At 64.2% G+C, this 26,583-nt stretch carries 25 protein-coding genes; 11 read left to right on the top strand and 14 right to left on the bottom strand.

Translation table 11 applies throughout. The features are described from left to right. Position 1: 1 nt before the first annotated feature. Together M2281_RS05870 and M2281_RS05865 are read right to left on the bottom strand one after the other, a co-directional pair. Entirely contained in the window at positions 2-682 is a 681-nt protein-coding gene (locus tag M2281_RS05870; RefSeq protein WP_280820143.1) for a response regulator transcription factor, read from the bottom strand. 46 nt (positions 683-728) lie between these two features. Beyond that, complete coding sequence (locus M2281_RS05865; protein ID WP_280820142.1) at positions 729-1,379, bottom strand: hypothetical protein; 651 nt, start codon at positions 1,377-1,379, stop codon at positions 729-731. Positions 1,380-1,809: 430 nt separating this feature from the next. Here M2281_RS05865 and M2281_RS05860 point away from each other — a divergent pair, with 430 nt between their 5' ends. The 9 genes from M2281_RS05860 (at position 1,810) to M2281_RS05820 (ending at position 10,517) form a co-directional block, all read left to right on the top strand. Then, positions 1,810-2,409, top strand: coding sequence for a class I SAM-dependent methyltransferase (locus M2281_RS05860; RefSeq protein WP_425537675.1), 600 nt, complete (start codon positions 1,810-1,812; stop codon positions 2,407-2,409). After that, positions 2,406-3,026 carry a DedA family protein gene (locus M2281_RS05855; RefSeq protein WP_280820141.1) on the top strand — a complete coding sequence of 207 codons (621 nt, stop codon included), beginning with the start codon at positions 2,406-2,408 and terminating at the stop codon, positions 3,024-3,026. Before M2281_RS05860 ends, M2281_RS05855 begins: the two co-directional genes overlap by 4 nt. 42 nt (positions 3,027-3,068) lie before the next feature. Beyond that, positions 3,069-3,980, top strand: a complete 912-nt coding sequence (locus M2281_RS05850; RefSeq protein ID WP_280820140.1) for a LysR substrate-binding domain-containing protein — start codon at positions 3,069-3,071, stop codon at positions 3,978-3,980. A gap of 180 nt (positions 3,981-4,160) precedes the next feature. Next, on the top strand, positions 4,161-5,318 hold the full coding sequence (locus M2281_RS05845; RefSeq protein WP_280820139.1) for an ABC transporter substrate-binding protein: 1,158 nt from the start codon (positions 4,161-4,163) through the stop codon (positions 5,316-5,318). Between the two features lie 230 nt (positions 5,319-5,548). Further along, positions 5,549-6,544, top strand: coding sequence for an ABC transporter ATP-binding protein (locus tag M2281_RS05840; RefSeq protein ID WP_280820138.1), 996 nt, complete (start codon positions 5,549-5,551; stop codon positions 6,542-6,544). After that, complete coding sequence (locus M2281_RS05835; protein ID WP_280820137.1) at positions 6,541-7,506, top strand: ABC transporter permease; 966 nt, start codon at positions 6,541-6,543, stop codon at positions 7,504-7,506. The genes M2281_RS05840 and M2281_RS05835 overlap by 4 nt, the downstream gene beginning before the upstream one ends. Further along, positions 7,496-8,311: an ABC transporter permease gene (locus M2281_RS05830; RefSeq protein ID WP_280820136.1), complete on the top strand. Its 816-nt coding sequence runs from the start codon at positions 7,496-7,498 to the stop codon at positions 8,309-8,311. Before M2281_RS05835 ends, M2281_RS05830 begins: the two co-directional genes overlap by 11 nt. A 149-nt stretch (positions 8,312-8,460) precedes the next feature. Then, complete coding sequence (locus tag M2281_RS05825) at positions 8,461-9,888, top strand: gamma-aminobutyraldehyde dehydrogenase (RefSeq protein WP_280820135.1); 1,428 nt, start codon at positions 8,461-8,463, stop codon at positions 9,886-9,888. A 137-nt stretch (positions 9,889-10,025) separates the two neighbouring features. Further along, positions 10,026-10,517, top strand: a complete 492-nt coding sequence (locus M2281_RS05820) for an ester cyclase (protein ID WP_280820134.1) — start codon at positions 10,026-10,028, stop codon at positions 10,515-10,517. Between the two features lie 583 nt (positions 10,518-11,100). Here the strand turns inward: M2281_RS05820 and M2281_RS05815 are convergent. From M2281_RS05815 to M2281_RS05785, 7 genes are all read right to left on the bottom strand, one after another. Next, the gene (locus M2281_RS05815; protein ID WP_280820133.1) at positions 11,101-11,352 is read right to left on the bottom strand and encodes a formate dehydrogenase subunit delta; all 252 of its coding nucleotides are present in this window, start codon (positions 11,350-11,352) and stop codon (positions 11,101-11,103) included. Then, positions 11,342-12,169: a formate dehydrogenase accessory sulfurtransferase FdhD gene (gene fdhD, locus M2281_RS05810; protein WP_280820132.1), complete on the bottom strand. Its 828-nt coding sequence runs from the start codon at positions 12,167-12,169 to the stop codon at positions 11,342-11,344. Before fdhD ends, M2281_RS05815 begins: the two co-directional genes overlap by 11 nt. A gap of 11 nt (positions 12,170-12,180) precedes the next feature. Next, positions 12,181-15,060, bottom strand: coding sequence for a formate dehydrogenase subunit alpha (gene fdhF, locus M2281_RS05805; protein WP_280820131.1), 2,880 nt, complete (start codon positions 15,058-15,060; stop codon positions 12,181-12,183). A gap of 10 nt (positions 15,061-15,070) precedes the next feature. Then, on the bottom strand, positions 15,071-16,627 hold the full coding sequence (locus M2281_RS05800) for a formate dehydrogenase beta subunit (RefSeq protein WP_280820130.1): 1,557 nt from the start codon (positions 16,625-16,627) through the stop codon (positions 15,071-15,073). Continuing rightward, positions 16,624-17,103 carry a formate dehydrogenase subunit gamma gene (locus M2281_RS05795; protein WP_280820129.1) on the bottom strand — a complete coding sequence of 160 codons (480 nt, stop codon included), beginning with the start codon at positions 17,101-17,103 and terminating at the stop codon, positions 16,624-16,626. Before M2281_RS05795 ends, M2281_RS05800 begins: the two co-directional genes overlap by 4 nt. 92 nt (positions 17,104-17,195) lie before the next feature. Continuing rightward, on the bottom strand, positions 17,196-18,095 hold the full coding sequence (locus tag M2281_RS05790; protein WP_280820128.1) for a LysR family transcriptional regulator: 900 nt from the start codon (positions 18,093-18,095) through the stop codon (positions 17,196-17,198). A 75-nt stretch (positions 18,096-18,170) separates the two neighbouring features. Further along, positions 18,171-18,644, bottom strand: coding sequence for a VOC family protein (locus M2281_RS05785; protein WP_280820127.1), 474 nt, complete (start codon positions 18,642-18,644; stop codon positions 18,171-18,173). Positions 18,645-18,829: 185 nt separating this feature from the next. On the opposite strand from M2281_RS05785, the gene M2281_RS05780 reads away from it, so the two are divergent. Further along, positions 18,830-19,987: an Mrp/NBP35 family ATP-binding protein gene (locus M2281_RS05780; RefSeq protein WP_280820126.1), complete on the top strand. Its 1,158-nt coding sequence runs from the start codon at positions 18,830-18,832 to the stop codon at positions 19,985-19,987. Positions 19,988-19,990: 3 nt separating this feature from the next. Here M2281_RS05780 and M2281_RS05775 read toward each other — a convergent pair whose 3' ends face one another. Together M2281_RS05775 and M2281_RS05770 are read right to left on the bottom strand one after the other, a co-directional pair. Beyond that, positions 19,991-20,443 (bottom strand): SRPBCC family protein, encoded by a 453-nt coding sequence (locus M2281_RS05775; RefSeq protein ID WP_280820125.1) that lies wholly within the window; start codon positions 20,441-20,443, stop codon positions 19,991-19,993. 92 nt (positions 20,444-20,535) lie between these two features. Next, positions 20,536-21,279 carry a class I SAM-dependent methyltransferase gene (locus tag M2281_RS05770; RefSeq protein WP_425537674.1) on the bottom strand — a complete coding sequence of 248 codons (744 nt, stop codon included), beginning with the start codon at positions 21,277-21,279 and terminating at the stop codon, positions 20,536-20,538. A gap of 123 nt (positions 21,280-21,402) precedes the next feature. On the opposite strand from M2281_RS05770, the gene M2281_RS05765 reads away from it, so the two are divergent. Continuing rightward, complete coding sequence (locus M2281_RS05765) at positions 21,403-23,205, top strand: IlvD/Edd family dehydratase (protein ID WP_280820124.1); 1,803 nt, start codon at positions 21,403-21,405, stop codon at positions 23,203-23,205. A 790-nt stretch (positions 23,206-23,995) separates the two neighbouring features. Here M2281_RS05765 and M2281_RS05760 read toward each other — a convergent pair. Genes M2281_RS05760 through M2281_RS05750 form a run of 3 tightly spaced genes read right to left on the bottom strand, consistent with a single transcriptional unit; the run spans position 23,996 to position 26,578 of the window. After that, positions 23,996-24,826: a dipeptide ABC transporter ATP-binding protein gene (locus M2281_RS05760; RefSeq protein ID WP_280820123.1), complete on the bottom strand. Its 831-nt coding sequence runs from the start codon at positions 24,824-24,826 to the stop codon at positions 23,996-23,998. Further along, positions 24,823-25,671, bottom strand: coding sequence for an ABC transporter ATP-binding protein (locus M2281_RS05755; RefSeq protein WP_280820122.1), 849 nt, complete (start codon positions 25,669-25,671; stop codon positions 24,823-24,825). The genes M2281_RS05760 and M2281_RS05755 overlap by 4 nt, the downstream gene beginning before the upstream one ends. Before the next feature lies 1 nt (position 25,672). Further along, complete coding sequence (locus tag M2281_RS05750) at positions 25,673-26,578, bottom strand: ABC transporter permease subunit (protein ID WP_280820121.1); 906 nt, start codon at positions 26,576-26,578, stop codon at positions 25,673-25,675. Positions 26,579-26,583 lie beyond the last annotated feature (5 nt).

The raw sequence follows: 26,583 nt of genomic DNA, 5'->3' as shown, positions 1-26,583 counted from the left end.
ATCACGGGTTGGCCGTCTCGCGCAACAGATAGCCCACGCCGCGGATGCCGTTGATGGTCACCCCGCCCTCGGCATCGGCAAGCTTGCGGCGCAGGCGCGAGACATGCGTGTCGAGCGCGTTGGACTGGATCTCGTCGTCGAGGCCGAACACCGCTTCCATCAGCACCGCGCGCTGCACCATTCGTCCCGTGCGCCGCATCAGGGCCTCCAACACCAGAAGCTCGCGCCGCGGCAACGCCAGCGGCTCGCCGCGAATGGTGGCCTCGCGGTGGCCCATGTCGAAGGCCAGATGCCCGGCGCGTATCATCTGCGCCTGCACCGCGCTCGGCCGCCTGAGCAACGCGCGCAGCCGCGCCAGCAGTTCCTCGAAGGCGAAGGGTTTTGCCAGATAATCGTCGGCGCCGCTGTCGAGCCCCGCGACGCGGTCGGGAATGTCGCCGCGCGCGGTGAGCACCAGCACCGGCGTGCCATCCTTGCGTCCCCTTAGCCGGCGCACCAGCGAGAGGCCATCGCCGTCGGGCAATTGGCGGTCGAGAAGGATGGCGTCGTAGTTTTCCTCCAGGGCGAAATCGTCCGCCTCGCTGAGCGAAGCGGCATGGTCGACGACCATATCGTGCCGCTTCAGCGCAGCGCGCAGCGCCGACACCATCTCCGGTTCGTCTTCGACCAGCAATATGCGCATGTAATATCCTCAGAGCCCGTTTTGAAAGCCGCTATATGCTCTCGCCTTAAGCACCATTGAGACATGCAGAAATATAGCCGAGCATGATCTCTTTCTGTTTATCACTTGCTCCATCCCACATGTTGTTATGCTCCATTTCGGGAATGCCTGCGATCAGCATATTCAGATCAGCAATCTCCTTGGCATCCGGAAGAACACCGGCGTCTGCCTGCTGGTCGCTTGAGCGAATGGAGCAAATTCGTGGCTTGATCACGCGCGGCAACGGCATGCGGCGGTTGTCCAATGACAGGACGGCGCGTGTGAGTCCTGGATACTCTGTTGCAAACAGCATAGACATGTCGCCGCCGTTCGAATGGCCTATCAAGGTTACGCTGGCGCCTTGATCAGCGATCCCCTGAGTTCGCAAAGCTTTAATAACAAACAAAATACTATCGACGCCTGCTTGCCAATTCGGGCGTCTGGCGACTTTCAGGTCACCTTCCGAGGCTATAGGTGGATCTCCTGGCAAGTCGTGCTGGATCGATGCGACAACATAGCCTTTTTCGACCAAGTCATTCGCAATAAATGAATAGTCGGTGTTCTGGCCCTCGTAGCCCGGAGAGATTACCGCAAGCGGCCTGCGTTCAGTCTTGTTTTCCGTCGACCCGTATAACGCAACGGGTATGGTTCGGTGGCGCGTCGTATCGACCAAATTCATCAGTCGTGGCGCCGGTGTGTTCTGCTGCGCACCAAATAACGCCGTCGAGAATAAGCAAGCTGCCACTATGGTAGTAATGCTGGATAAACGTTCTCGGCAATGCATAATTGTCCTATGAATTACTACCGAAAATGGCGGTCTATAAAAATCAAAAGACCATATTTAAGATATTTTGGTGGTCTGTTTCCTTGTGATTTCAAAAGGTTTTGGCGGGTCGCATGACTTTCAAAGCAGGCTCCTAGAGATCGCAAGCAACCCAGCTACGGCCCCAACATTGCAGAAACATTGCGAAGTTGGAACAGGAGGGCGGCGGCTGCTTCAGAGGTTTTTTCGAGCTCAGAAACTGCGCAATGCAGCTGCAATGCAGTGCCCGCAAATAACGTCCATCGAAGCTGGTGAACGAATCGCCGGCCCAATGACGGAGGTTCGAATGCCAGCAAGTGATGCTCTTCAGTTTTTTTTCGCATGGGCGGCCGCGCCATTGCGCGTGGCTTCCGTGACGCCTTCCAGCACAAAGCTGGCCGAACTGATGACGCGAGAGATCGGCGCCGATACTGGTCCGGTGCTGGAACTGGGGCCGGGCACGGGTCCGTTCACGCGAGCCTTGCTTTCGCGCGGCGTGATGGAAAACGACCTGACGCTGATCGAATCCGGTGTCGATTTCGCACGCATGCTCAAGCAGCGCTTTCCCGCCGCACGCGTGCTGCAGATGGATGCGACGGACCTGCGCGATAAGCAGATTTTCAGCGAGCCGATCGTCGGCGCGACCGTTAGCGGGCTGCCGTTCCTCAGCATACCGCCGCGCAAGACGCTGGCCATCCTCGAGGGCGTGTTCAAGGTGATGCGGCCGGGCGCCGCCGTCTATCAGTTCACCTACGGTCCGCGCTGCCCGATCGACCAGGGCCTGCTCGACCGGCTTGATCTGCGCGCGACCCGCATTGGCCACACGTTCCGGAACTTGCCGCCCGCGACTGTCTACCGGCTCGAGAGGATCAATTCGATCTCCCGCTACGACTGGCGGTTCGGATGACCGACACGATCCTTGCCTTGCTCGACCTGGGGCTTGCCGGCATCGCCTGCGTGGCGTTTGCCGAAAAGCTGGTGCCGGTCGTGCCCTCCTATTTGGTGCTGATGTTCCTCGGCATGGCCGCCGCCGAAAACGGCCATGCGCTGCCGGTTCTGCTGCTGGTGACTGCGGCTGCCTCCACGCTCGGCTCGATGCTCTGGTACGCGGGCGGCCGCCTTTTCGGTCCGGCCCGCGCGGCGAAGCTGGTCGAGCGTTTTGGGAAATATGTGTTCCTGCGTCCCGAAACCTATCGGCGACTGGCCAGCGCCTATGGCCGCAATCATTTCTCGACGACGCTGACGGCGCAACTCGTGCCAACCGTGCGCATCTATCTCGCAATCCCGGCGGGCGCCTTCCGGCTGGCCGCGCTGCCCTTTGCCATTGCCACGTTCCTCGGCTGCGCGCTCTGGAATGCCATCTTCATTGGCCTCGGCTATATGATCCGGGACACCGGCCAGAACCCGGCCGACCTTGGCTTCCGGGTCATCGTTGTCGTGCTTCTCATCGAAGGCGCGTGGATGCTCGCGCTAAGACGGAAGGCGCGCAGGCGCCTCGGTGAACAAGAGCTGGCTGCGCGTTAGCAGCCTCTTCCCAAGCGCCATGCGCCCGTGTTTAGTCGCGCCATGGCATTCACGATCAGGCAGTTGCAGTTCTTCGTCGCGGTGGCCGAGCAGGGAACTGTCTCCGGCGCCGCGCAGAACCTTTCCATCTCTCAATCTTCGGTCACCGAGGCGATCAAGGATCTGGAGCGCGACCTTGGCGTGGAACTATTCGAGCGCCATCCGCGCGGGCTCGCCATCACTCACAAGGGCCACCAGTTCCTGCGCCATGCCACCAAGATCCTCGCCAATGTGTCGGACGCCCGCCGCACCTTCTCCGAAATGCCGGAGCAGCTGGGCGGACGCCTGCAGCTCGGCGTCACCTCGCTGGTCGCCGGCTATGTGCTGTCCGACCTGCTCGCCCGGTATCGTCGCGCTTTCCCGGCAATCGAGGTCTCGGCCATCGAGGACAATGGCGATTATCTCGAGCATCTGCTGATCGGCGGCGAGCTCGACGTCGCCGTCATGATCATCTCCAACCTGCGCGATCGCATGGCGCTGCAGGCCGAAATCCTCGAAGTCTCGCCCTATCGGCTGTGGCTGCCGCTCGGCCACCCGCTGGTCGACGCCGACATCATCGGCATCAACGACATCGCCGCCGAGCCGCTGATTATGCTGACGGTGGACGAAATCGAGGAGAACACCGGCAAGCTGCTCTCCGCTTTCGGCGCGCGCCCGCATGTCGCCTTCCGCACCCGCTCGGTGGAGGCGGTGCGCAGCCTTGTCGCCACCGGGGCAGGGGTCACGCTGCTGCCCGACCTTGTCTATCGTCCATGGTCGCTGGAAGGCGACCGCATCGAATCGCGGGACATTTCGGGCTCCTTGCCGGCGGTGCAGGTGGGCATGGTGTGGCGGCGCGGCTCCAGCCTGCCGCAGTCGGCGCGCGATTTCATCGGCGTTGCCCAGTTGCAGCGTCAGAGCCGGCAACGACCCTAAGTAGACAGCGTTTCGTCGACGGCATTTGGCCCCGGTCGAGTTAGCCGGCGCAATGATATCGGAAAAACCGATATCGCCTTTCTGATAAATCCGTTTGCGAATGCTCCGTTTTCGGATCACCTTCTATCTTAGGGGATCGTCGCCGCCGTCCAGAGCGGCCCCTGACAATGGGAGGAAGCCATGAAATCGTTTCTGAAGACGTGTACGGCCATGACTCTGGCGCTGAGCTTTTCCAGCCAGGTCATGGCGCAGGAAATGCTGAAGGAGCTCGGCAAGGGCGAAGGTCAGGTCAACATCGTCGCCTGGCCCGGCTATATCGAACGCGGCGAGAGCGACAAGGCCTACGACTGGGTTACAAGCTTCGAGAAGCAGACGGGCTGCAAGGTCAACGTCAAGACCGCCGCCACCTCCGACGAAATGGTCGCGCTGATGAACGAAGGCGGCTTCGACCTCGTCACGGCTTCGGGCGACGCCTCGCTGCGCCTGGTCGCCGGCAAGCGCGTGCAGCCGATCAACACCGATCTCATCCCGAGCTGGAAGACCGTGGACGAGCGCCTGCAGAACGCGCCCTGGTTCACCGTCGACAACGTTCACTACGGCGTGCCCTACCAGTGGGGCCCGAACGTTCTGATGTATAACACCAATGTCTTCAAGGAAGCGCCGAAGAGCTGGAACGTCGTGTTCGAGCCGATGGATTTCCCAGACGGCAAGCCGAACAAGGGCCGCATCCAGGCCTATGACGGCGCGATCCACATCGCCGATGCGGCGAACTACCTGATGGCCCACAAGCCTGAACTCGGCATCAAGGACCCCTACGAGCTGAACGAGGACCAGTACAAGGCAGCGCTCGACCTGCTGCGCGTGCAGCGCACGCTCGTCGGCCGCTACTGGCACGACGCCATGATCCAGGTCGACGACTTCAAGAACGAGGGCGTCGTCGCCTCCGGCTCATGGCCGTTCCAGGTCAACCTGCTCAAGGGGGAAAAGCAGCCCGTCGCCTCGACCATCCCGGAAGAGGGCGCCACTGGCTGGTCTGACACCACCATGATGCATGTGGAAGCCGCTCATCCGAACTGCGCCTATATGTGGCTCGAACATTCCCTTGAGCCCAAGCTGCAGGGCGACCTTGCCGCCTGGTTCGGCTCCAACCCCGCCGTGCCGGCCGCCTGTAAGGGCAACGAGCTGCTCGGCGAAGAAGGCTGCAAGACCAACGGCTTCGAGGACTTCGACAAGATCAAGTTCTGGCGCACGCCGGTCAGCAAGTGCGCGAGCCAGAGCGAGTGCGTGCCTTACTACCGTTGGGTCTCCGACTACATCGCCGTTATCGGCGGGCGGTAAGCGCCTAACCCTCCCACAGTGGGAGGGTCGACGCGTAGCGTCGGGGTGGGGGTGCTTTTGCACCTGCATTTCAACTTTACCCCCACCCGCGCCTTCGGCGCGACCTCCCCATGAAGGGGAGGTTGGCGTCGCATACCTCACACGCCTCTTCCTCTCCCCAGGCACGGGGAGAGGTGGTTCGCGAAGCGGGCCGGGTGAGGGGGCTTGTGCATCAAGAAAGCTAGACCAGCATGACCTCAGCCGTTTCCTTTCAAAATGTCTCCCGCCACTTCGGCGCCGTGCGCGCGGTCGATGCGGTCGATCTCGACATCCGGCCCGGCGAATTCTTCGCCATGCTTGGCCCGTCGGGTTCGGGCAAGACCACGTGCCTGCGCCTGATTGCCGGCTTCGAGCAGCCGACCGGCGGCAGCATTTCGATCTTCGGCGAGCGCGCCGAGGGCGTTCCGCCCTATCGCCGCAACGTCAACACGGTCTTCCAGGACTACGCGCTGTTTCCGCATCTCAACGTGCTCGACAATGTCGCCTACGGGCTGATGGTGAAGGGCGTTTCCCGCTCCGAGCGCGGCCGGCAGGCCGAAGAAGCGCTGAAGCTGGTGCAGCTTCCCGGCTATGGCGCGCGCAAGCCCGGCCAGCTTTCCGGCGGCCAGCGCCAGCGCGTGGCGCTCGCCCGCGCGCTCGTCAACAAGCCACGCGTACTGCTGCTCGACGAGCCGCTCGGCGCGCTCGATCTGAAGCTGCGCGAGAACATGCAGGAAGAGCTGAAGGTCCTGCAGCGCGCGCTCGGCATAACCTTCGTCTTCGTCACCCACGACCAGGGCGAGGCCTTGTCCATGGCCGACCGCGTCGCCGTGTTCAACGACGGCCGCATCATGCAGGTCGGCACGCCGCAGGACATCTATGAGCGGCCTCAGTCGCGCTTCGTCGCCGATTTCGTCGGCTCGTCGAACGTGCTGCCGCCCGATTTCGTCGCTCGCCATGGCGGTGCCAATCGCTGGGCGAGCCTGCGCCCGGAAAAGATCACGCTCGGCGACGGTCACGGCGCTGGCGTTTCCGGCACCGTTCGGGCGCGCAGCTTCCTCGGCGCCACCAATCGCGTCACCGTCGAGGCCGAGGGCGTGCGCCTGCATGTCGTTGCGCCCGCCGGCATGCCGCTGCCGGACGATGGCGCGGCGATCCGCCTGTCGTGGTCGCCTGCCGACTTGCATCTGATGGAAGAAGCGCAATGAGCGCCTCGGCTGTCATCCCCGCGCACGCGCCCGCCATCCTGCCCAGCCGCGGCGGCATTGCCGGCGCGCTGTCTGACACCTTCTGGGGCCGGCCCAAGCTGCTGCTTTTCCTGATGCTGCTGCCGCCGCTGCTCTGGCTCGGCATCGTCTATCTGGGCTCGCTGTTTGCGCTGCTTCTGCAGAGCTTCTTCTCGATCGACGAGTTCTCCGGCCTCATCAACCGGCAGTTCACGCTGAAGACCTATGGCGACCTCTTCCAGGCCGCCAATCTCGACATCATCATCCGCACGGTCGTCATGGCCGCCTGCGTCACGCTTGCCTCGGCGGTCGTGGCCTTCCCCATCGCCTATTACGCGGCGCGCTACGCCCGCGGCAAATGGAAGGCGCTGTTCTATATCGGCATCACGCTGCCGCTGTGGTCGAGCTATCTGGTCAAGATCTACGCCTGGAAGCTGATCCTCGCCAAGGAAGGCATCCTCACCTGGCTGTTCGACAAGCTGCACCTCACCTGGCTGCTCGATGGCTGGCTGTCGCTGCCCTATGTCGGCGGCAACTCGTTGTCGGTCTCCTTCACCGGCACCTTCATCGTCTTCGTCTATGTCTGGCTGCCCTACATGATCCTGCCGATCCAGGCCGCACTCGAGCGCGTGCCGGGCAATCTGGTGGAAGCCTCGTCCGACCTTGGCGCCTCGCCGGGCCAGACCTTCCGCAACGTGCTGTTTCCGCTGGCGCTGCCGGGCATCGTGGCCGGCTCCATCTTCACCTTCTCGCTGACGCTGGGCGACTACATCATCCCGCAGATCATCGGCACCTCGCGCCTGTTCATCGGCCAGGCCGTCTATGCCCAGCAGGGCACGGCGGGCAACATTCCGCTGGCCGCCGCCTTCACCGTCGTACCTGTCGTCATCATGGGTTTTTACCTGTGGGGCGCCAAGCGCATGGGAGCTTTCGATGCGCTCTGATCGCAACCAGACCGCGCCCTTGGGCGTCAAACTCGCCGCGGCTGCGGGGCTCCTGTTCCTGCACCTGCCGATCCTGCTGATCTTCGTCTACGCCTTCACGACGGAAGAGAAGACGTATCAGTGGCCGCCGCCCGGCTTCACGCTCGACTGGCTGAGCGTCACTTGGAACCGGCCCGACGTGTGGGCAGCACTCGGCCTGTCGGTCAAGGTTGCCGTGGTGTCGACGACGATCGCGCTGGTGCTAGGCACGCTCTGCGCCGCCGCCGTCAGCGGGACAAAATTCTTCGGCCGTGAGGTGGTGTCGCTGCTGGTCATCCTGCCGATAGCGCTGCCCGGCATCATCACCGGTATCGCGCTGCGCTCGGCCTTCAACCTGGCGGATATCCCGTTCTCGTTCTGGACGATCATCCTCGGCCACGCCACCTTCTGCGTGGTGGTGGTCTACAACAATGCGGTGGCGCGCTTCCGGCGTACCTCGGGCTCGATGATCGAGGCCTCGATGGACCTCGGCGCCGACGGTTTTCAGACCTTCCGGCATATCGTGCTGCCCAATATCGGCACCGCGCTGCTTGCCGGCGGCATGCTGGCCTTCGCGCTGTCCTTTGACGAGGTGATCGTCACCACCTTCACCGCCGGTCAGCAGCAGACGCTGCCGATCTGGATGCTGGAGGAACTCGTGCGGCCGCGCCAGCGCCCGGTCACCAATGTGGTGGCCATGGTGGTGGTGCTGGTGACGTTCCTGCCCATCCTCGCCGCCTACTACCTGACCCGCGAAGGCGACCAGGTCGCCGGTTCGGGGAAATGACATGACTACGCCAACGACACGGTCCGTCCTCCGAGGCTCGGCTGACGCCTCGCACCTCAGGATGAGGGAGGTCGCGCCGGCAGCCCTCATCCTGAGGTGCCCGCGCAGCGGGCCTCGAAGGACGCACCAAAGCACTTAGGAGGAGAATTATGCAGACAGAGATGCTGATCGGTTCGCGCTTCGAGAAAGGCACCGAGATCGAAGAGCCGATCCTCAACCCCAAGACCGGCGAGACCATCCTCAATCTGCCAGAGGCAAGCCAGGCGCAGATCGACGCCGCCGTCGCCGCGGCGAAACAGGCCTTCGGCAACTGGTCGCGCACCACGCCCGCCCAGCGCTCCGGCTATCTCCTCAAGATCGCCGAGCGCATCGAGGCAGAGGCTGCCGAATTCGCGAAACTCGAAGCGCTGAACTGCGGCAAGCCCATCAATGCGGTGCTCAACGACGAGCTTCCGGCCATCATCGATTGCTATCGGTTCTTTGCCGGCGCGGTGCGGTCCATGCCGGGCGTTGCAGCGGGTGAATATCTGCCCGGCTTCACCTCCATGGTGCGGCGCGATCCGGTCGGAATCGTCGCTTCCATCGCGCCATGGAACTATCCGCTGATGATGATGGCCTGGAAGCTGGCGCCGGCGATTGCGGGCGGCAACACGGTGGTCTTCAAGCCTTCCGAGCAGACGCCGCTGACGGCGCTGAAGCTCGCGCGCATCCTGGCCGACGTGCTGCCCGAAGGCGTGGTCAATGTCGTGCTCGGCCGTGGCGAGAGCGTCGGCAACGCGCTCATCAACCACCCCAAGATCAACATGATCTCGATCACCGGCGACATCGCCACCGGCAAGAAGGTGCTGCAGGCCGCCGCCCGTTCGGTCAAGCGCACGCATCTGGAGCTCGGCGGCAAGGCGCCGGTCATCGTCTTCGACGATGCCGATATCGAGGCCGTCGTCGCCGGCGTGCGCGCCTTCGGCTACTACAATGCCGGGCAGGACTGCACCGCCGCCTGCCGCATCTATGCCGGCAAGAAGATCTATGACAAGCTGGTCGCCGACCTCACCTCAGCGGTTTCGTCGATCAGGTACAACCTGGCAGACGACACCGAAAACGAGATCGGGCCGCTCATCTCCAGCCGCCAGCGCGACCGCGTGGCAAGCTTCGTCGAGCGCGCCACCGAGCGCAAGCACATCGAGGTCACCACGGGCGGCAAGCCGGTGGCGGGCGGCGGTTTCTACTATCAGCCGACGGTCGTGGCCGGCGCGCTGCAGGAAGACGAGATCGTGCAGCGCGAGGTGTTTGGTCCTGTGGTCTCGGTCACCCGCTTCTCCGACGTGGACGAGGCCGTGAACTGGGCCAACGATTCCGACTATGGCCTTGCCTCGTCGGTGTGGACCAAGGACGTTTCGCGCGCCATGGCCACCGCCGCGCGGCTTCAATATGGCTGCACCTGGGTCAACACCCACTTCATGCTCACGAACGAGATGCCGCATGGCGGCATCAAGCAGTCGGGCTACGGCAAGGACATGTCGCTCTACGCGCTGGAGGACTACACGGCGGTCCGCCACGTCATGGTCGCGCATGGGTGAGGCGAACGCCGGGACGCTGCCGCAGGCAGCGGGGACCCGGCCGGGGCCTGATGATCGGGCCAGGAAATGTCGGAACGCCGCAGTTTGCGGCGCTCCGGCGAGGATCGGAAAGTCCAACAAAAACAGGGAGGAATAGCATGCGCAGGCGTCAGTTTCTCGCAGTCACCGGTGCCCTCGCTCTGGCGGGCATGACCATCATGCGGCCGGCCATGGCCGACGACACGCCGCAGGCGGTCGTGGAATCCTATCTGGCGGCGTGGAATGCCCACGATTCCGCCAAGGCGGCGAGCCATTTCGCCGACAACGTCACCTATTACGATGCTTCGGTCGGCACGCCGGTCGAGGGTCGCGAGGCGGCCAAGACGGGCGTCATCGACAATTTCCTCAACGCCGTGCCGGACGCGGTGTGGAAGATGAAGGGCTCGCCAATCGTGCAGGATGGCCGCGTGTCCTTCGAGTGGCAGTTCTCCGGCACCAACACCGGCGCCTGGGCCGACGGCACCAAGGCCACCGGCAAGAGTTTCAAGTTCGACGGCGCATCGGTGTTCGAGATCGGCAACGGCAAGATCACCCACCAGGCCGACTATTACGACGCCTTGGGCTTCTACAAGCAGCTCGGTTTGATGTAACGCGGACACGCAGTCGGGGGCCTTTTCCCGTCCGGGCAAAGTCCCGGGCGGGCACCGTACGCGCGTTGTCCTGTAACGAAGCGACGGTTTCCCCGTCGAGGCATGGGTCCCCGGAACCTCCACACTTCGCTCCGCTCGTGCTCCGGCCCGAGGACGACGGGGATGGCACGTCGGCCCCCCCTTGAAGGGTGGGGTAATCGCTTATGGCGCGACTTACCCCCACTCCGCCTCGCTTCGCTCGGCACCTCTCCCCCTCAAAAGGGGAGAGGAAGGGCGCCAAGATCGCGGACGGCGTTTCCTCGCCCCCGTCGACCGGGGGAGAGGTGCCGAGCATAGCGAGGCGGAGTGGGGGTCGAACTCTTAAAGCGATCAGCTTGCAATCGAGGGCAGGGGCATCGGCTTGCCATCGAAGCGAGGGTAAGCCGCCCACTCCGCGCTGGCGTCATCCTCGTGCCATTCGGATTTCGCCAGGAGCGCAGCGAATGGCGGGGTCCGAATGGTCACGGGGATCCATGCCTCGACGGTGGCGCCATCAAGGCCAGTTCAGAACTGGGCTAACCCCAGGCCGAAAAAATCGGCAGCCTCAAGCCGCCGCGTCGGCCGGGCGCCTGATGGTTGCGGACGCGGCGAGCACCAGCTCGTCCAGCCCTTCGCCGTCGGCGTCGATGATCTCGAACAGGTGACGGCGCATGCGCGGCTCCCAGAACTTGTTGATGTGCTCGGCCGTGCCGGCAATGCCTTCTTCGCGCGGCTTGGAGTGGAAGAAGGTCGCGATCTGGTTGGCCATGCGGATGATCTTGTCGCGCGTGCTGGCCCTGTGTTCATCAAGCGACATGGCGTGCTGCTCCGGAAATAACGCGGTCTGGATTGGTGAAAATGTCAAAGTCGTCGCCGCGCACCAGCGCCACCAGCGTCATGCCGGCTTCGTCCGCGGTGCGGATGGCGAGCGCGGTCGGGGCCGAGACGGCGATGATGAAGCGCGAGCCGATGGCAGCAGTCTTCTGCACCATCTCGACCGAAACGCGGGAGGTGACGACCACTGCGCCGCTGGCGCCTGCGATGCCAACCCGCGCCAGTCCGCCGGCAAGCTTGTCGAGCGCATTGTGGCGGCCTACATCCTCGCGCGCCAGCACCACGCCCTGGCCGGGCACGTAGAAGCCGGCGGCGTGCACCGCCCCGGTTTCGGCGTGCATCGGCTGCGCCTTCGAAAGCAGCTTTACCGACTGGACGACGTCGTCCTCGGAAAGCGTGAGTGCTGCCGCGCCTACCTGGCACACTGAGCGCATCGCCTCATCGATGGATTCGATGCCGCACAGCCCGCAGCCGACCGGGCCGGCCAGCCGGCGCCGCCGAGCCTGGAAGCGCGTATTGGCCTGATCCTTCAGCCGGATCTGGATGTCGATGCCGGCTTCAAGATCCTCGACCTCGATCGTCTCGATCTCCTCGGCCGAGCCCACGATGCCCTCGGTCAGCGAGAAGCCGAGCGCAAAATCCTCGAAATCGGCAGGGCTCGCCATCATGACGGCATGCGTGGTGCCGGCATAGGAAAGCGCGATCGGCGTTTCCTCCGGCACCATGCGCAGCGCCGCAGCCGTCCCGCTCGCGCGGCGCGCAATGCGGGTGATCTGCGTTGTGGCAGGGCGAGGGCTCATCGCGAGCCCTCCTACTCCGCCGCTTCCAGCCGACCCGCGATGCGGCGGCTCTGGCGTGCCTGCTCGTTGTACTCCTTCTGCCATTCCGACGGGCCGTTGGAGGGCGCCACCTGTACCGCAGTCACCTTGTATTCTGGGCAGTTGGTCGCCCAGTCGGAGAAGTCGGTGGTGATGACGTTGGCCTGCGTGTCGGGATGGTGGAAGGTGGTGTAGACCACGCCCGGCGACACCTTGTCGGTGACGAGCGCGCGCAGCGTCGTCTCGCCGGCGCGGCTAGCCAGCCTCACCCAGTCGCCGTCGCGGATGCCGCGGTTCTCGGCATCGTGCGGATGGATCTCCAGCCGGTCCTCGTCGTGCCACACCACATTGTCGGTGCGGCGGGTCTGCGCGCCGACATTGTACTGGCTAAGGATGCGGCCGGTGGTGAGCAGCAGCGGGAAGCGCGGACCGGTCTTTTCGTCGGTCGCCACATATTCGGTGCGGATGAACTTGCCCTTGCCGCGCACGAAGCCGTCGATATGCATGATCGGCGTGCCTTCCGGCGCCTTCTCGTTGCACGGCCACTGCACCGAGCCCATCTTTTCGAGGAACTCGTAGGAGACGTTGGCGAAGCTCGGCGTCGTCTTGGCCACCTCGTCCATGATCTCGGACGGGTGCTGGTAGTTCCAGTTCAGGCCCATCGCCTGGGCGAGCTTCTGCGTCACTTCCCAGTCGGCATAGCCGTTCTTCGGGCTCATCACCTTGCGCACGCGGTTGATGCGGCGCTCGGCATTGGTGAAGGTGCCGTCCTTCTCGAGGAAGGTCGAGCCCGGCAGGAAGACGTGCGCGTAGTTCGCCGTCTCGTTGAGGAACAGGTCCTGCACGACCACGCATTCCATCGCGGCGAGGCCGGCCGACACGTGTTTGGTGTCGGGGTCCGACTGCAAGATGTCCTCGCCCTGTATGTAGATGCCCTTGAACGTGCCTTCGACGGCGGCGTCGAGCATGTTGGGGATGCGCAGGCCCGGCTCGTTGTCGAGCTTCACGCCCCACAGGCTGTCATAGATGTCGCGCACGGCATCGCCCGAAATGTGCCGATAGCCCGGCAATTCGTGCGGGAACGAGCCCATGTCGCAAGCGCCCTGCACGTTGTTCTGGCCGCGCAGCGGGTTCACGCCCACGCCCTTGCGGCCGATATTGCCGGTCAGCATGGCGAGGTTGGCGATCGCGATGACGGTCGTCGAGCCCTGGCTGTGCTCGGTCACGCCGAGGCCGTAATAGATCGCGCCATTGCCACCGGTGGCGTAAAGGCGCGCAGCACCGCGGATCGTCTCCGCCGGCACGCCCGACAGCTTTTCGACTTCCTCGGGGCTGTGCCGCGCATCCGAGACGAACTCCGCATAGTCCTGGAATTCCGACCAGTCGCAGCGCTCGCGGATGAAGGCCTCGTTGAACAGGCCTTCGGTGACGATGACATGCGCAAGCGAGGTGACGACGGCGACGTTGGTGCCCGGCTTCAGCGCCAGGTGGTGCGCCGCTTCGATATGCGCCGACTTGACCATTTCGGTGCGGCGCGGATCGATGACGATCAGCTTGGCGCCGGCGCGCAGCCGCTTCTTCAGGCGCGATGCGAACACCGGATGCGCCGACGCAGGGTTGGCGCCGATGATCAGGGCGACGTCGGTGTGTTCGACCGAGTCGAAGTCCTGCGTGCCGGCCGAGGTGCCGTAGGTCTGGCCGAGGCCATAGCCGGTCGGCGAATGGCAGACGCGGGCGCAGGTGTCGACGTTGTTGTTGCCAAAGCCCTGGCGGATCAGCTTCTGGACGAGGAAGGTCTCTTCATTCGTGCAGCGCGACGAGGTGATGCCGCCGATGGCCGCGCGGCCATACTGGTACTGGATGCGGCGGAATTCGTTGGCGGTGTAGGTCAGCGCCTCTTCCCACGACACTTCGCGCCACGGATCGGTGATCTTCTCGCGGATCATCGGGTTGAGGATGCGCTCCTTGTGCGTGGCATAGCCATAAGCGAAGCGGCCCTTGACGCAGGAGTGGCCGCGATTGGCCTTGCCGTCCTTCCACGGCACCATGCGCACCAGCTCCTCGCCGCGCATCTCTGCCTTGAACGAACAGCCGACGCCGCAATAGGCGCAGGTCGTGACGACCGAGTGCTCCGGCTGGCCGATCTGGATCACCGACTTTTCCGTCAGCGTCGCGGTCGGGCAGGCCTGCACGCAGGCGCCGCAGGAAACGCATTCCGAGTCCAGGAACAGCTGGTGCATGCCCGGCGAAACGCGGCTTTCGAAGCCGCGGCCCTCGATGGTCAGCGCAAAGGTGCCCTGCACCTCTTCGCAGGCCCGCACGCAGCGCGAGCAGACGATGCACTTGGACGGATCGTAGGTGAAATAGGGGTTGGACTCGTCCTTCGGCATCCACTTGAAGTTCTGGGCGCCGTCGTTCTTCGCCTTGACGTGGTTGTCGCCCTCATAGCCGTAGCGCACGTCGCGCAGGCCCACCGCGCCCGCCATGTCCTGCAGTTCGCAGTCGCCGTTGGCGGCGCAAGTCAGGCAGTCGAGCGGGTGGTCGGAGATGTAGAGCTCCATCACGCCCTTGCGGATGTCTTTCAGCCGGCCGGTCTGCGTGTGGACCACCATGCCCGGCGTCACCGGCGTGGTGCAAGAGGCGGGCGTTCCGGCGCGACCTTCGATCTCGACCAGGCACAGGCGGCAGGAGCCGAAGGCGTCGACCATGTCGGTGGCGCAGAGCTTCGGCACCTGGATGCCGGCCTCCATCGAAGCGCGCATGACCGAGGTGCCTTCCGGCACGGTCACCGAAAAGCCGTCGATGGTGAGGGTGACCTGCTTTTCGGCCTTGGAAGCGGGGGTGCCGAAATCGATTTCGTGTACGAGACCCATTCTTCGTCTCCTATTCCGCTGCCTGGGCGACCGGAACCGGCCGGAAATCCTCGGGGAAATGGTTGATGGCGCTCATCACGGGGTAGGGCGTGAAGCCGCCCAGTGCGCAGAGCGAGCCGAATTTCATCGTGTTGCAGAGGTCGGTGACCAGCGCGAGGTTCTTCTCGGGCTCGATGCCGCCTGCGAGCTTGTCCAGCGTTTCCACGCCGCGCGTCGAGCCGATGCGGCAGGGCGTGCACTTGCCGCAGCTTTCGATGGCGCAGAATTCCATGGCAAAGCGCGCCATCTTCATCATATCGGCGCTGTCGTCGAACACGGTGATGCCGGCATGGCCGATCAGGCCGTCGCGCTTGGCAAATTCCTCATAGTCGAAGGGCGTGTCGAACAGGGCGCGCGGGAAATAGGCGCCCAGCGGGCCGCCCACCTGCACTGCCTTCACCGGCCGGCCGGTTGCGGTGCCGCCGCCGATCTCGTCGACGATTTCGCCCAGCGTCAGGCCGAAGGCCACTTCGAACAGGCCGCCATGCTTGGCGTTGCCGGCGATCTGGATCGGGATGGTGCCGCGCGAGCGCCCCATGCCGAAGTCCTTGTAGTATTGCGCGCCCTTGTCCATGACGATCGGCACGGAAGCCAGCGAGATCACGTTGTTGATGACGGTCGGCTTGCCGAACAGGCCATGGATGGCCGGCAGCGGCGGCTTGGCACGCACCACGCCGCGCTTGCCTTCCAGGCTGTTCAGCAGCGAGGTTTCCTCGCCGCACACATAGGCGCCGGCGCCCGAGCGGATTTCGATGTCGAAGCCTTGCGCTGCACCCAGCACGCTCTTGCCGAGAATGCCGGCGCTGCGCGCCACCTCGACGGCCTTGCTCATCACCGCGATCGCGTGCGGATATTCGGAGCGGATATAGACGAAACCCTTGGTCGCGCCGGTGGCGAGGCCGGCAATCGCCATGCCCTCGATCAGCACGAAGGGGTCGCCCTCCATGATCATGCGGTCGGCAAAGGTGGCGGAGTCGCCTTCGTCGGCGTTGCAGACGATGTATTTCTGCTCGGCGGCCGTATCGAGAACCGTCTTCCACTTGATGCCGGTCGGGAAGCCTGCGCCGCCGCGTCCGCGCAGGCCGGAATCGGTCACCTGCTTGACGACATCGGCCGGCGCCATCTTCACCGCATTTTTCAGGCCGGTCAGACCGCCATGCGCCTCATAGTCGTCCAGCGACAGCGGGTCGGTGATGCCGCAGCGCGCGAAGGTCAGGCGCGTCTGCTTGGCAAGGAACGGGATCTTTTCAGGGTCGCCGAGCGAAAGCTTGTGCTGGCCGCCGGTGAGGAGGCCGGCTTCGAATAGCGAGGGCACATCCTTCGCCGAAACCGGTCCATAGGCCACGCGACCGGCATCGGTGGCCACTTCCACCATCGGCTCAAGCCAATAGAGGCCGCGCGAGCCGTTGCGCACAATCCGCGCATCGATGCCGTGCGCAAGAATTTCCGCTTCGATTGCCTTGGCCACCTTGTCGGCGCCGAGGGCCAGCGCGCCGGAATCGCCGGGAACGTAGATGGTGACGGTCACGAGCGCACCTCCGCGACGATTTCTTCGATCTTGTCGGCGTCGAGCCGGCCAATGACCTCGCCGTCCAGCATGGCGGCCGGGGCGCAGGCGCAGAGGCCCAGGCAGAACACCGGCTCCAGCGTCACCGAATTGTCCTTAGCCGTCTCATGGAAGCCGATGCCCAGCGCCTGGCTGATCTGCGCTGCGATCGCGTCGCCGCCCATGGACTGGCAGGCCTCGGCGCGGCAAAGCTTCAGCACGTGGCGGCCGGCGGGATGATTGCGATAGTCGTGATAGAAGGTGACGACGCCGTGCACTTCCGCCTTCGAGAGGTTCAGCGCCTCGGCAATCACCGGCAAGGTCTCGGAAGGAACGTAGCCGAACTCTTCCTGGATGCCGTGAAGAATGGGAAGAAGCGGGCCTTCCAGCCCCTTGAATTCATCGATGACCGATTGCGCCCTTGCGGCGACGTCGGTACCTGCAGGCTGCAGACTCATGCAGCGCCCTCCCTATTCGATACACGCCGCAACGCTAGTCAGAAGCGGAAAGCGTAATCAATAGAGCAGTTTCGTCGGTCGATAGAAAATTTCTATCGAAGGGCGACAAGGCTTGCCGCAAGCAGGCGCGCCTCATGCAGCAGCGCCGAAACCATCGGCGTATGGGGCTCGCGATGCGCCGCCACCAGGCCAACGAGATGGCTGGCATCCGGCTCGACGATGGGAATGGCCCTGATGGGCTCGGCAAAACCGAAAGTCTCGGCCAGGTTCAGCGGCATGATCGAGGCCCATTTACCGGTGCGGATATGGGAAAACAGTACGATCATTGAGTTGGATTCGAGCGTCGTGTGCGCCTCCACGCCCGCTTCTTCCAGATGCCGGTTGATTATGCGGCGGTTCTGCATGTCAGGCGTCAGCAGGCACAGCGGCAGCGTGCTCACCTCGGCCCAGGTCACCGACTTGCGCTCGGAGTAGGGTGTGCCGGCGGCAGTGATGAGCTGGTAGCGCTCCGAATAGAGCGGCACCGATGCGACGCGGCCGAGCGGCTCGTTGTCGAGATAGGTGATGCCGATGTCGATCTCGAAATTGTCGAGCAGGGTCAGCACCTCGATCGAGGTGCGCGAGATGATCGAAAACGTCACCGCCGGGTGCTTTTCGTGGAACGGCGTGGTCAGCCGCGGCGTCATGGCGAGTGCTGTGGGGATCGCTGCGATGCGCACATGGCCCGAGAGGCCGTGACGTGTGGCGCGCATTTCCTCGCGCATGGTGCGCGTGTCGCCGACGATGCGGCGCGCCCATTCCAGCACGCGGCTGCCTTCAGGCGTCAGCCCCTGGAAGCGCGAGCCGCGCTGCACGAGCATCACGCCCAACTGGTCTTCCAGCTGCTTGATGCCGGCCGAAAGCGTCGGCTGGGTCACGCCGCATTCCTCGGCCGCGCGGCCGAAATGCTGCTCCTTGGCGAGCGCGAGGAAGAATTCGAGCTTGTCGATCATGGCGCGAAACTAGCCGGTTGCCAGCCGGAGCGCCAGCGGGACCTCCGCTACTCGAGGCGATCGACTTTCGCCCCCTCAACCGGCCGCCGCCCGCTCAAGTTCGGCGATGTCGATCTTGGTCATCTGCATAATGGCCTGCATCACCCGGCCCGCCTTCTGCGCGTCAGGCTGTTTCAGCAGCCGGGGCAGGGCGGTCGGCGTCACCTGCCAGGAGAGGCCAAACCTGTCCTTCAGCCAGCCGCACTGGCCGGGCTGGCCGCCATCGGCCGTCAGCTTGCTCCAGAAACTGTCCACCTCTTCCTGCGTCTCGCAAGCGATCTGCATGGAGACGGCCTCGGTGAACTTGAACATCGGCCCGCCATTGAGTGCGACGAAGGAGAGGCCGTCGAGCTCGAACTCGACCGTCAGCACGCTGCCGGCCGGGCCGGGTCCACCTTCGGCCATGCGCGCGATCGCGCCGATCTTCGAGTTCTTGAAGATGGAGGTGTAAAACTTCGCGGCTTCCTCGGCCTGGTTGTCGAACCACAGGAACGGGGTGATCTTCTGCATGTTTTTCTCCTCGCGCTTGGGCACGGCCTTGGGCCGCGCCTTCCAAGGACGTGGGCGACAAGGCCGGTCCGACAAGGCAGGCGAAACTTTTCGTCTGGATGTCTTTCAGACAGGTCTGGCCCAGTGCTTGGTTCCAGCCGCGATATGCATTATCTCAAGGCAAACACTGAAACAGAAGAAGCATCATGTCAGTCACCAGAGAAACCGTTCTCGAAAAGCTCAGCACGATCAAGGGGCCCGATCTGGAAGGCGACATCGTCAGCCTCGGCCTGGTGTCCGAAATCTTCATCGCCGACAGCAAGGTCTTCTTCTCGATCACCGTTCCGGCTGCCCGCGCCAAGGAGCTGGAGCCGCTGCGCGAGGCCGCCGAGCGCGTGGTGAAGTCCATTCCGGGTGTCGCCAGCGCCATGGTGGCGCTGACCGCCGAGAAGAAGGGCGGCGGCATGGAAAGCGCCCCGCCGTCGCGTCCCGCTCCGCGCCCGGCCGCACCCGCCACACCCCCGCACGCGCCCGCCGGCCATCAGCCGGGCAAGCGCGGCGTACCGGGCATCGAGGCAATCATCGCGGTTGCTTCCGGCAAGGGCGGTGTCGGCAAGTCGACGACCGCCATCAACGTCGCACTCGGCCTTGCAGCTAACGGATTGAAGGTCGGCGTGCTCGATGCCGACATCTACGGCCCCTCCATGCCAAAACTCCTCAACCTGCACGGCCGGCCGCAGACGGTCGACGGCAAAATAATAAGGCCGATGGAAAAATACGGGCTCAAGGTCATGTCCATGGGCTTCCTCGTCGACGAGGAAACGCCGATGATCTGGCGCGGGCCGATGGTCATGTCAGCGCTCACCCAGATGCTGCGCGAAGTCGATTGGGGTCCGCTCGACGTGCTGGTGGTCGACATGCCGCCCGGCACCGGCGACGCCCAACTCACCATGGCCCAGCAAGTGCCGCTGGCCGGCGCGGTCATCGTCTCCACGCCGCAGGATCTCGCGCTGATTGACGCGCGCAAGGGCCTCAACATGTTCAAGAAGGTCGACGTGCCGCTGCTCGGCATCGTCGAGAACATGAGCTACTTCCTGGCCCCCGACACCGGCAAGCGCTACGACATTTTTGGCCATGGCGGCGCCAAGAAGGAAGCCGAGCGCCTGGGCGTCACCTTCCTCGGCGAAGTGCCGCTCGAAATGGGCATCCGCGAAAGCTCCGACGCCGGCGCGCCGGTGGTGGTCTCCAAGCCCGACGGGCTGGAAGCCAAGACCTATCGCGACATTGCCGGCAAGGTCTGGACGCGTATCCAGGAAGAGCGCGGCGCGGCCGAATCTGCGGTGCCGAACATCGTATTCGAGTGAGCGCTAGCCTGCGCTCACCTTTTCCCCAAAGCTCGAAAAGAACTGGCCGGCGAGTTTCTTCGACGTCGAAGTGATCAGCCGGCTGCCGAGCTGGGCGATCTTGCCGCCCACATCGGCCTTGGCCTCGTATTTGAGGATGGTCGTATCGGGGCCGTCCTCGGTCAGCGTCACGTCCGCGCCGCCCTTGGCGAAGCCGGCGATGCCGCCCTTGCCCTCGCCGGTGATGGTGTAGGAGTGCGGCGGCTTCAGGTTGGTCAGCGTCACTTCGCCGGCGAAGGTCGCCTTGATCGGCCCGATCTTCAGCACCACGGTGGCCGCCATGTCGGTGGGCGTTTTCATCTCCAGGCTCTGGCAGCCGGGAATGCATTCCTTCAGCACGTCAGGGTCGTTCAGCGCCTCCCACACCTTCTGCACGGGCGCGGCGATGTGTTCTTCACCTTCGATGACCAGAGCCATGACTTCCTCCCGAGTGGATTGTTCTCAGAGGGGTACTGGAGGTTGCCTTTCTTGTCTATCGCACCAAAGTGCTGAGAACCGAGCACTTGCCGCTAGCGCGGCCGCCCGATCGGGATGATTTCGCGTGAGGTCGGCGTCCATGGCCCGCCGTGCCAGTCGCCCAGCCAACGATCGACGGCGAGGCCGGCCTCGTCCAGCATGCCGGCCAGCCTGTTCCTCTCCGGGAAGGCGATTTTCGACTCCGCATGGATACGCCGTCCGTTGGCCGCCTCGTAAAAGGTGTCATAGGTCACGACCCCGCTCGCTTCGTCCCACGCCGCGTCGTTCCAGGCCCGCACCGTGCCGAGGCTAGGATGCGCGACCGTCCGCTGCGACTTCTCCGGCACCCATTCCAGCCATTCCCGCGCCGCCGGGTTACGGCTGTCGAAGATGAAGCGGCCTTCCGGAGCGAGATGAGAGGCAACCGTCGCGAGCACGGCTTGCTGGTCCTCTGCCGTCAAAAACACCTGGAAGGCATGGCCGGTCAGCAGCACGAGATCGAACTTTTGGCCGAGCCGCACATGGCGCGCGTCGCCCTCGACCCATGTCACGCCTTCGCCACCCGGCCGCCTGCGCGCCACGTCCAGCATGGCGCCGGCCGGGTCGACGCCGGTGACATAGCGGCCGGATGCCACCGCGACCGCCACCTGGCCGGTGCCGCAGCCAAGGTCGAGCACGCTCAGCGCGCCCTCGGCAAAGGCGATGCAATAATCGAGATCGGCGCCGCCGTCGTTTTCGAGGTCGTAGAACTGCACGAGTTCGGGGTCGATATAGAGACGGTCGTCTATCAGGCTCATGCGGTCGCTCCTCCAGCGTTGCACGCGCTGATAGCATGTTCGGCAGCGGTCCGCGCGCCGTGCCTCTTGCGGCTCCCAAAACCTTGTCATAACCATTTCACAGCCTCACTCCGGGAGAAGCCGATGGCCGATACCAAGACGCGCAAGAAATTCCGTTCGCAGGAATGGTTCGACAATCCCGATAACCCCGGCATGACCGCGCTCTATCTCGAGCGCTACCTGAACTACGGCCTCACCCGCGAGGAGCTGCAGTCCGGCAAGCCGCTGATCGGCATTGCCCAGACCGGCTCGGACCTGTCGCCCTGCAACCGCCATCACATCGAGCTGGCCAAGCGCGTGCGCGAGGGCATCGTGGCGGCCGGCGGCATTCCCTTCGAGTTCCCCTGTCACCCGATCCAGGAAACGGGCAAGCGCCCCACCGCCTCGCTCGACCGCAACCTTGCTTATCTGTCGCTGGTCGAGGTGCTTTATGGCTATCCGCTCGACGGCGTGGTGCTGACCATCGGCTGCGACAAGACCACGCCTGCCATGCTGATGGCGGCGGCGACTGTGAACATCCCGGCGATTGCGCTGTCGGTCGGGCCGATGCTGAATGGCTGGCACAAGGGCAAGCGCACCGGCTCGGGTACCATCGTCTGGGAGTCGCGCCAGCGGCTGTCGGCCGGCGAGATCGACTATGACGAGTTCATGGAGATAGTGGCGTCGTCGGCGCCCTCAGTCGGCTACTGCAACACCATGGGCACCGCCACCACCATGAACAGCCTCGCCGAGGCGCTCGGCATGCAGTTGCCGGGCTCCGCCGCCATCCCCGCGCCCTATCGCGAGCGCGGCCAGATTTCCTATGAGACGGGCAAGCGCATCGTCGGCATGGTCCATGAGGACCTGAAGCCTTCCGACATCATGACGCGCGAGGCTTTCGAGAACGCCATTGTCGTCAATTCGGCCATCGGCGGTTCCACCAACGCGCCGATCCATCTCAACGCCATCGCCCGCCATCTCGGCGTCAGGCTCGACAATGACGACTGGCAGGCCATCGGTCACAAGATCCCGCTCTTGGTGAACCTGCAGCCTGCCGGCGAATTTTTGGGCGAGGATTATCATCATGCCGGCGGCGTGCCGGCGGTGGTGATGGAATTGATGAAGGGGGGCCTGCTGCCGCATCCCGGCGCGGTCACCGCCAATGGCCGCTCGATGGGCGACAATTGCGCCAAGGTGGAAAACCTCAATCCCGAGGTCATCCGCCCGGTTGCCGATCCGCTGAAGAAGGACGCAGGCTTCATCAATCTCAAGGGCAATCTGTTCGACAGCGCGATCATGAAGACCAGCGTGATCTCGGCCGAGTTCCGCGAGCGCTATCTGTCGAACCCCGCCGACCCCGATGCCTTCGAGGGCAGGGCGATGGTGTTCGACGGGCCGGAGGATTACCACGCCCGCATCGACGATCCCGCACTCGGCATCGATGAGCACACTGTCCTGTTCATGCGCGGGGCAGGGCCGGTCGGCTACCCCGGCGCTGCCGAGGTGGTGAACATGCAACCGCCGGATTACCTGATCAAGAAGGGCGTGCACTCGCTGCCCTGCATCGGCGACGGCCGCCAGTCGGGCACCTCGGGCTCGCCCTCCATCCTCAACGCCTCGCCGGAAGCCGCGGTTGGCGGCGGGCTGGCGCTGCTCAAGTCCGGCGACCGCGTCCGCATCGATTTGCGGAAACGCACGGCTGACATCCTCATCAGCAACGAGGAACTTCAGAGCCGCCGCACCGCGCTCGAGGCCGCCGGCGGCTACCGCTATCCGGCCCACCAGACGCCCTGGCAGGAAATCCAGCGCGGCATGGTCGACCAGCTGTCGGAAGGCATGGTGCTGAAACCGGCGACGAAATACCAGCGCGTCGCGCAGACCAAGGGCATTCCGCGGGATAATCATTGAGCGAACGCGCGGCTTTCCCTCCCCCTTGAGGGGAGGGCTATCGCACATGGTTGTTTTGATGAGCTTCGCAGCCCATCTACCCCCACCCCTTGCCCCTCCCCACAAGGGGGAGGGGGACGATTTCAGTGCCATTGGCGCCAGAAACGGTGAAGGTTGGGCCCGAGCTGCCATGCAGCAAGATTCCCCTCCCCCTTGTGGGGAGGGGCTAGGGGTGGGGGTGATTTCACGTGCATTCCCCTGACCTTGAGGGGAGGGTGGCTTGTATGGCCGGGAGGGGGCTGCCGCGGTGATCCAGCCGAGCAACTGTGCAATTCATCAATTGCAACGAGGATGAATTTCAGGGCAGTTTGAACCTAACCAATTGAAATGGTTAGCGCCGAAAGAAAATCCCCACCCCTTTCATCCCCCACCTTTCCCCCAACCGCATAATCCCTCGCATCGGCCTCACCGGGAACACGGGTCATGAACCGGATGAGCGTGGAGGGCGACGATGTCCGGGCTGGTGGCGCTAACGGTGGCGCTGCTGGGTGATGAACCCCCAAGTCCGGGCCTTTGCGGCGGCTGGCCACGCAAATGTGGAGGCGACTGAGCGGGGCAAGCGCATCGAACGGGCGGTCGTGGAGACCGCAGATAAATTACTAGATGAGCGCGTTTCCCGACCGCCCGTCTTCCCAACTCTCGAAAGGGAGTGTTCTTTGAAATGGCCAGACGGTGAAAACCGGGCGTGGCGACGATCGGGTTCGTCCAAAACGAAAAAGGCGGGCCGGAGCCCGCCTTCGTAATCGAGTGTTCAGGCCGCTTTCTTGCGGGCCAGGCGCGCCCTGATGCTTTCCACATCGGCGCGAGGCGTCGCCGCAAACAGCGTCTTGGTGTAGCTGTGCTGCGGGCTGGAAAACACCTCGTCGCGAGTGCCGTATTCCACTGCCTCGCCGAAATACATCACCATCACATCGTCGGCGATGTAGCGCACCACCGAAAGGTCGTGGCTGATGAAGACGTAGGTCAGCTTGAACTCGTCCTGCAGGTCGGCAAGCAGGTTCAGCACCTGTGCCTGCACCGAAAGGTCGAGCGCCGAGACAGGCTCGTCCAGCACCAGAAGGCTCGGATTCAGCATCAGCGCGCGCGCAATGGCGATACGCTGGCGCTGGCCGCCGGAGAACATGTGCGGATAGCGGTTGAAGTGCTCTTCGCCCAGCCCGACCTTCTTCAGCATCGCCATGGCGCGGTCGCGCCGCTCGGAGGCCGGCATCTCGGTGTTGATCTTCAGCGGCTCACCCAGCACGTCGCCGATCTTCTGGCGCGGGTTGAGCGAACCGTAGGGGTTCTGGAACACGATCTGCACCTTGCGGCGCATCTCGGGCGACAGGCCCTCGCGGGCGATGTCCACCTTCTTGTCGTCGATGACGAGTTCGCCGGCAGTCGGTGCATCGATCAGCGTGATGATGCGCGCCAGCGTGGACTTGCCGCAGCCGCTTTCGCCAACGATGGCCAGCGTCTTGCCCTTCTCGACGGAGAAGCTGACGCCCTTGAGGGCATGCACGGTACGGGACTTGGAGAACATCCCGCCCGAGACGTGGTAGTCGCGCTTGAGGTTCCTGGCTTCGAGAACGGTGTTGGTCATGCCGACACTCCTTCCGGCGCGTCGAGCACGAAGTCGGAGACGGTGGGCAGACGGTCGCCGGTTGCGTTGTCGGGCAGGGCCGACAAGAGCGCCTTGGTGTAGGCGCTCTTCGGCGATTCAAACAGCGACAGAACGTCGGCTTCTTCCATCTTGCGTCCCTTGTACTGGACGACGACGCGGTCGGCCGTCTCGGCGACCACGCCCATATTGTGGGTGATCATGATCAGGCCCATGCCGTGCTCGGCCTGCAGGCGCATCAGAAGATCGAGGATCTGCTTCTGGATCGTCACGTCGAGCGCGGTGGTCGGCTCGTCGGCGATCAGGAGCTTGGGGTTGCAGGCGATCGCCATGGCGATCATCACGCGCTGGCACTGGCCGCCCGACATCTGGTGCGGGTAGGACCCGAGCCGGTCGGCGGGGTCGGGAATGCCGACCAGCTGGAACAGCTCGATGGCGCGGGCGCGGCGCTGGGCCTTGTCCATGCCCATGTGCACGCGCAGCACTTCCTCGATCTGGAAGCCGACCGTGAAGCACGGATTGAGGCTGGCGATCGGCTCCTGGAAGATCATGGCGATGTCGCGGCCGATGATCTTGCGGCGCTGCTCCGGCGACATGGCGAGCATGTCCTGACCGTTGAAGGTCATGCTGTCGGCGGTCACCGTGGCGGACTTGGGCAGGAGGCCCATCACCGCCAGCATCGAGACGGACTTGCCCGAGCCGGACTCGCCCACGATCGCCAGCACCTCGCGCGGCTCGATCGAAAGATCGATGCCCTTCACGGCCATGAACTGGCCGGCGCTGGTGTCGAAGGAGACTTGAAGGTTCCTGATTTCGAGAAGCGGCATCTTACGACCTCTTCAGCTTGGGGTCGAAGGCGTCGCGCAGGCCGTCGCCGATCAGGTTGATGGCAAGCACGGTGATCAGGATGGCAAGACCGGGGAAGGTCACCACCCAGGGCGCGCGAAGGATGAACTCGCGGGCCGCGGCCAGCATCGTGCCCCATTCCGGCGTCGGCGGCTGTGCGCCCATGCCCAGGAAGCCCAGCGCCGCCGCCTCAAGAATGGCGTTGGAGAAGGACAACGTCGCCTGCACGATCAGCGGTGCAAGACAGTTGGGCAGGATCGTCACCAGCATCAGGCGCATGTGCCCGGCGCCCGCCACCTTGGCGGAGACGACATATTCGCGGTTCTTTTCGCCCATCACCGCCGCACGCGTCAGGCGTGCGAAGTGCGGCTGCAGAACGACTGCGATGGCGAGCATCGCGTTGAACAGGCCAGGCCCGAGGATCGCCACCAGCACCAGCGCCAGAAGCAGCGACGGGAAGGCGAGGATGATGTCCATCACGCGCATGATCACCGTGTCGACCCAGCCGCGGAAATAGCCGGCGAGCAGGCCGAGGATGATGCCGCTGACGAGCGCGAAGGTCACGACGACCACGCCGATGAACAGCGAGTAGCGCGCGCCGAAGATCAGTCGCGAAAGGATGTCGCGGCCGACGGCATCGGTGCCGAGGATGAAGTTCGACGTGCCGTTCGCCCACCACATCGGCGGGGCCAGCAGCGCATCGCGATACTGTTCGTTGGGCGAGTGCGGAGCGATTAGCGGTGCGAAGACCGCAACCAGCACCAGCAGCGCGAAGACGACGAGGCCGAGGACCGCCCCGCGGTTCATAGAGAAATAGTGCCAGAACTCCGCGAGCGCGCCCGGACGGGCGGCCGCCTTGGCCGGCATGGTAGTAGCTTCGTTGCTCATCCTTG

This window comes from Pseudaminobacter soli (ex Li et al. 2025) (assembly GCF_029892515.1).
Classification (GTDB): domain Bacteria; phylum Pseudomonadota; class Alphaproteobacteria; order Rhizobiales; family Rhizobiaceae; genus Pseudaminobacter; species Pseudaminobacter soli_A.
Note: the sequence above shows the minus strand (reverse complement) of the source record. Positions and strands in the feature narration are given on the sequence as shown.

Coding starts and splice junctions, on each gene's coding strand:
- M2281_RS05870 (WP_280820143.1), bottom strand. CDS start 682: ATGCGCATATTGCTGGTCGAAGACGAACCGGAGATGGTGTCGGCGCTG.
- M2281_RS05865 (WP_280820142.1), bottom strand. CDS start 1,379: ATGAATTTGGTCGATACGACGCGCCACCGAACCATACCCGTTGCGTTA.
- M2281_RS05860 (WP_425537675.1), top strand. CDS start 1,810: ATGCCAGCAAGTGATGCTCTTCAGTTTTTTTTCGCATGGGCGGCCGCG.
- M2281_RS05855 (WP_280820141.1), top strand. CDS start 2,406: ATGACCGACACGATCCTTGCCTTGCTCGACCTGGGGCTTGCCGGCATC.
- M2281_RS05850 (WP_280820140.1), top strand. CDS start 3,069: ATGGCATTCACGATCAGGCAGTTGCAGTTCTTCGTCGCGGTGGCCGAG.
- M2281_RS05845 (WP_280820139.1), top strand. CDS start 4,161: ATGAAATCGTTTCTGAAGACGTGTACGGCCATGACTCTGGCGCTGAGC.
- M2281_RS05840 (WP_280820138.1), top strand. CDS start 5,549: ATGACCTCAGCCGTTTCCTTTCAAAATGTCTCCCGCCACTTCGGCGCC.
- M2281_RS05835 (WP_280820137.1), top strand. CDS start 6,541: ATGAGCGCCTCGGCTGTCATCCCCGCGCACGCGCCCGCCATCCTGCCC.
- M2281_RS05830 (WP_280820136.1), top strand. CDS start 7,496: ATGCGCTCTGATCGCAACCAGACCGCGCCCTTGGGCGTCAAACTCGCC.
- M2281_RS05825 (WP_280820135.1), top strand. CDS start 8,461: ATGCAGACAGAGATGCTGATCGGTTCGCGCTTCGAGAAAGGCACCGAG.
- M2281_RS05820 (WP_280820134.1), top strand. CDS start 10,026: ATGCGCAGGCGTCAGTTTCTCGCAGTCACCGGTGCCCTCGCTCTGGCG.
- M2281_RS05815 (WP_280820133.1), bottom strand. CDS start 11,352: ATGTCGCTTGATGAACACAGGGCCAGCACGCGCGACAAGATCATCCGC.
- fdhD (WP_280820132.1), bottom strand. CDS start 12,169: ATGAGCCCTCGCCCTGCCACAACGCAGATCACCCGCATTGCGCGCCGC.
- fdhF (WP_280820131.1), bottom strand. CDS start 15,060: ATGGGTCTCGTACACGAAATCGATTTCGGCACCCCCGCTTCCAAGGCC.
- M2281_RS05795 (WP_280820129.1), bottom strand. CDS start 17,103: ATGAGTCTGCAGCCTGCAGGTACCGACGTCGCCGCAAGGGCGCAATCG.
- M2281_RS05790 (WP_280820128.1), bottom strand. CDS start 18,095: ATGATCGACAAGCTCGAATTCTTCCTCGCGCTCGCCAAGGAGCAGCAT.
- M2281_RS05785 (WP_280820127.1), bottom strand. CDS start 18,644: ATGCAGAAGATCACCCCGTTCCTGTGGTTCGACAACCAGGCCGAGGAA.
- M2281_RS05780 (WP_280820126.1), top strand. CDS start 18,830: ATGTCAGTCACCAGAGAAACCGTTCTCGAAAAGCTCAGCACGATCAAG.
- M2281_RS05775 (WP_280820125.1), bottom strand. CDS start 20,443: ATGGCTCTGGTCATCGAAGGTGAAGAACACATCGCCGCGCCCGTGCAG.
- M2281_RS05770 (WP_425537674.1), bottom strand. CDS start 21,279: ATGAGCCTGATAGACGACCGTCTCTATATCGACCCCGAACTCGTGCAG.
- M2281_RS05765 (WP_280820124.1), top strand. CDS start 21,403: ATGGCCGATACCAAGACGCGCAAGAAATTCCGTTCGCAGGAATGGTTC.
- M2281_RS05760 (WP_280820123.1), bottom strand. CDS start 24,826: ATGACCAACACCGTTCTCGAAGCCAGGAACCTCAAGCGCGACTACCAC.
- M2281_RS05755 (WP_280820122.1), bottom strand. CDS start 25,671: ATGCCGCTTCTCGAAATCAGGAACCTTCAAGTCTCCTTCGACACCAGC.
- M2281_RS05750 (WP_280820121.1), bottom strand. CDS start 26,578: ATGAGCAACGAAGCTACTACCATGCCGGCCAAGGCGGCCGCCCGTCCG.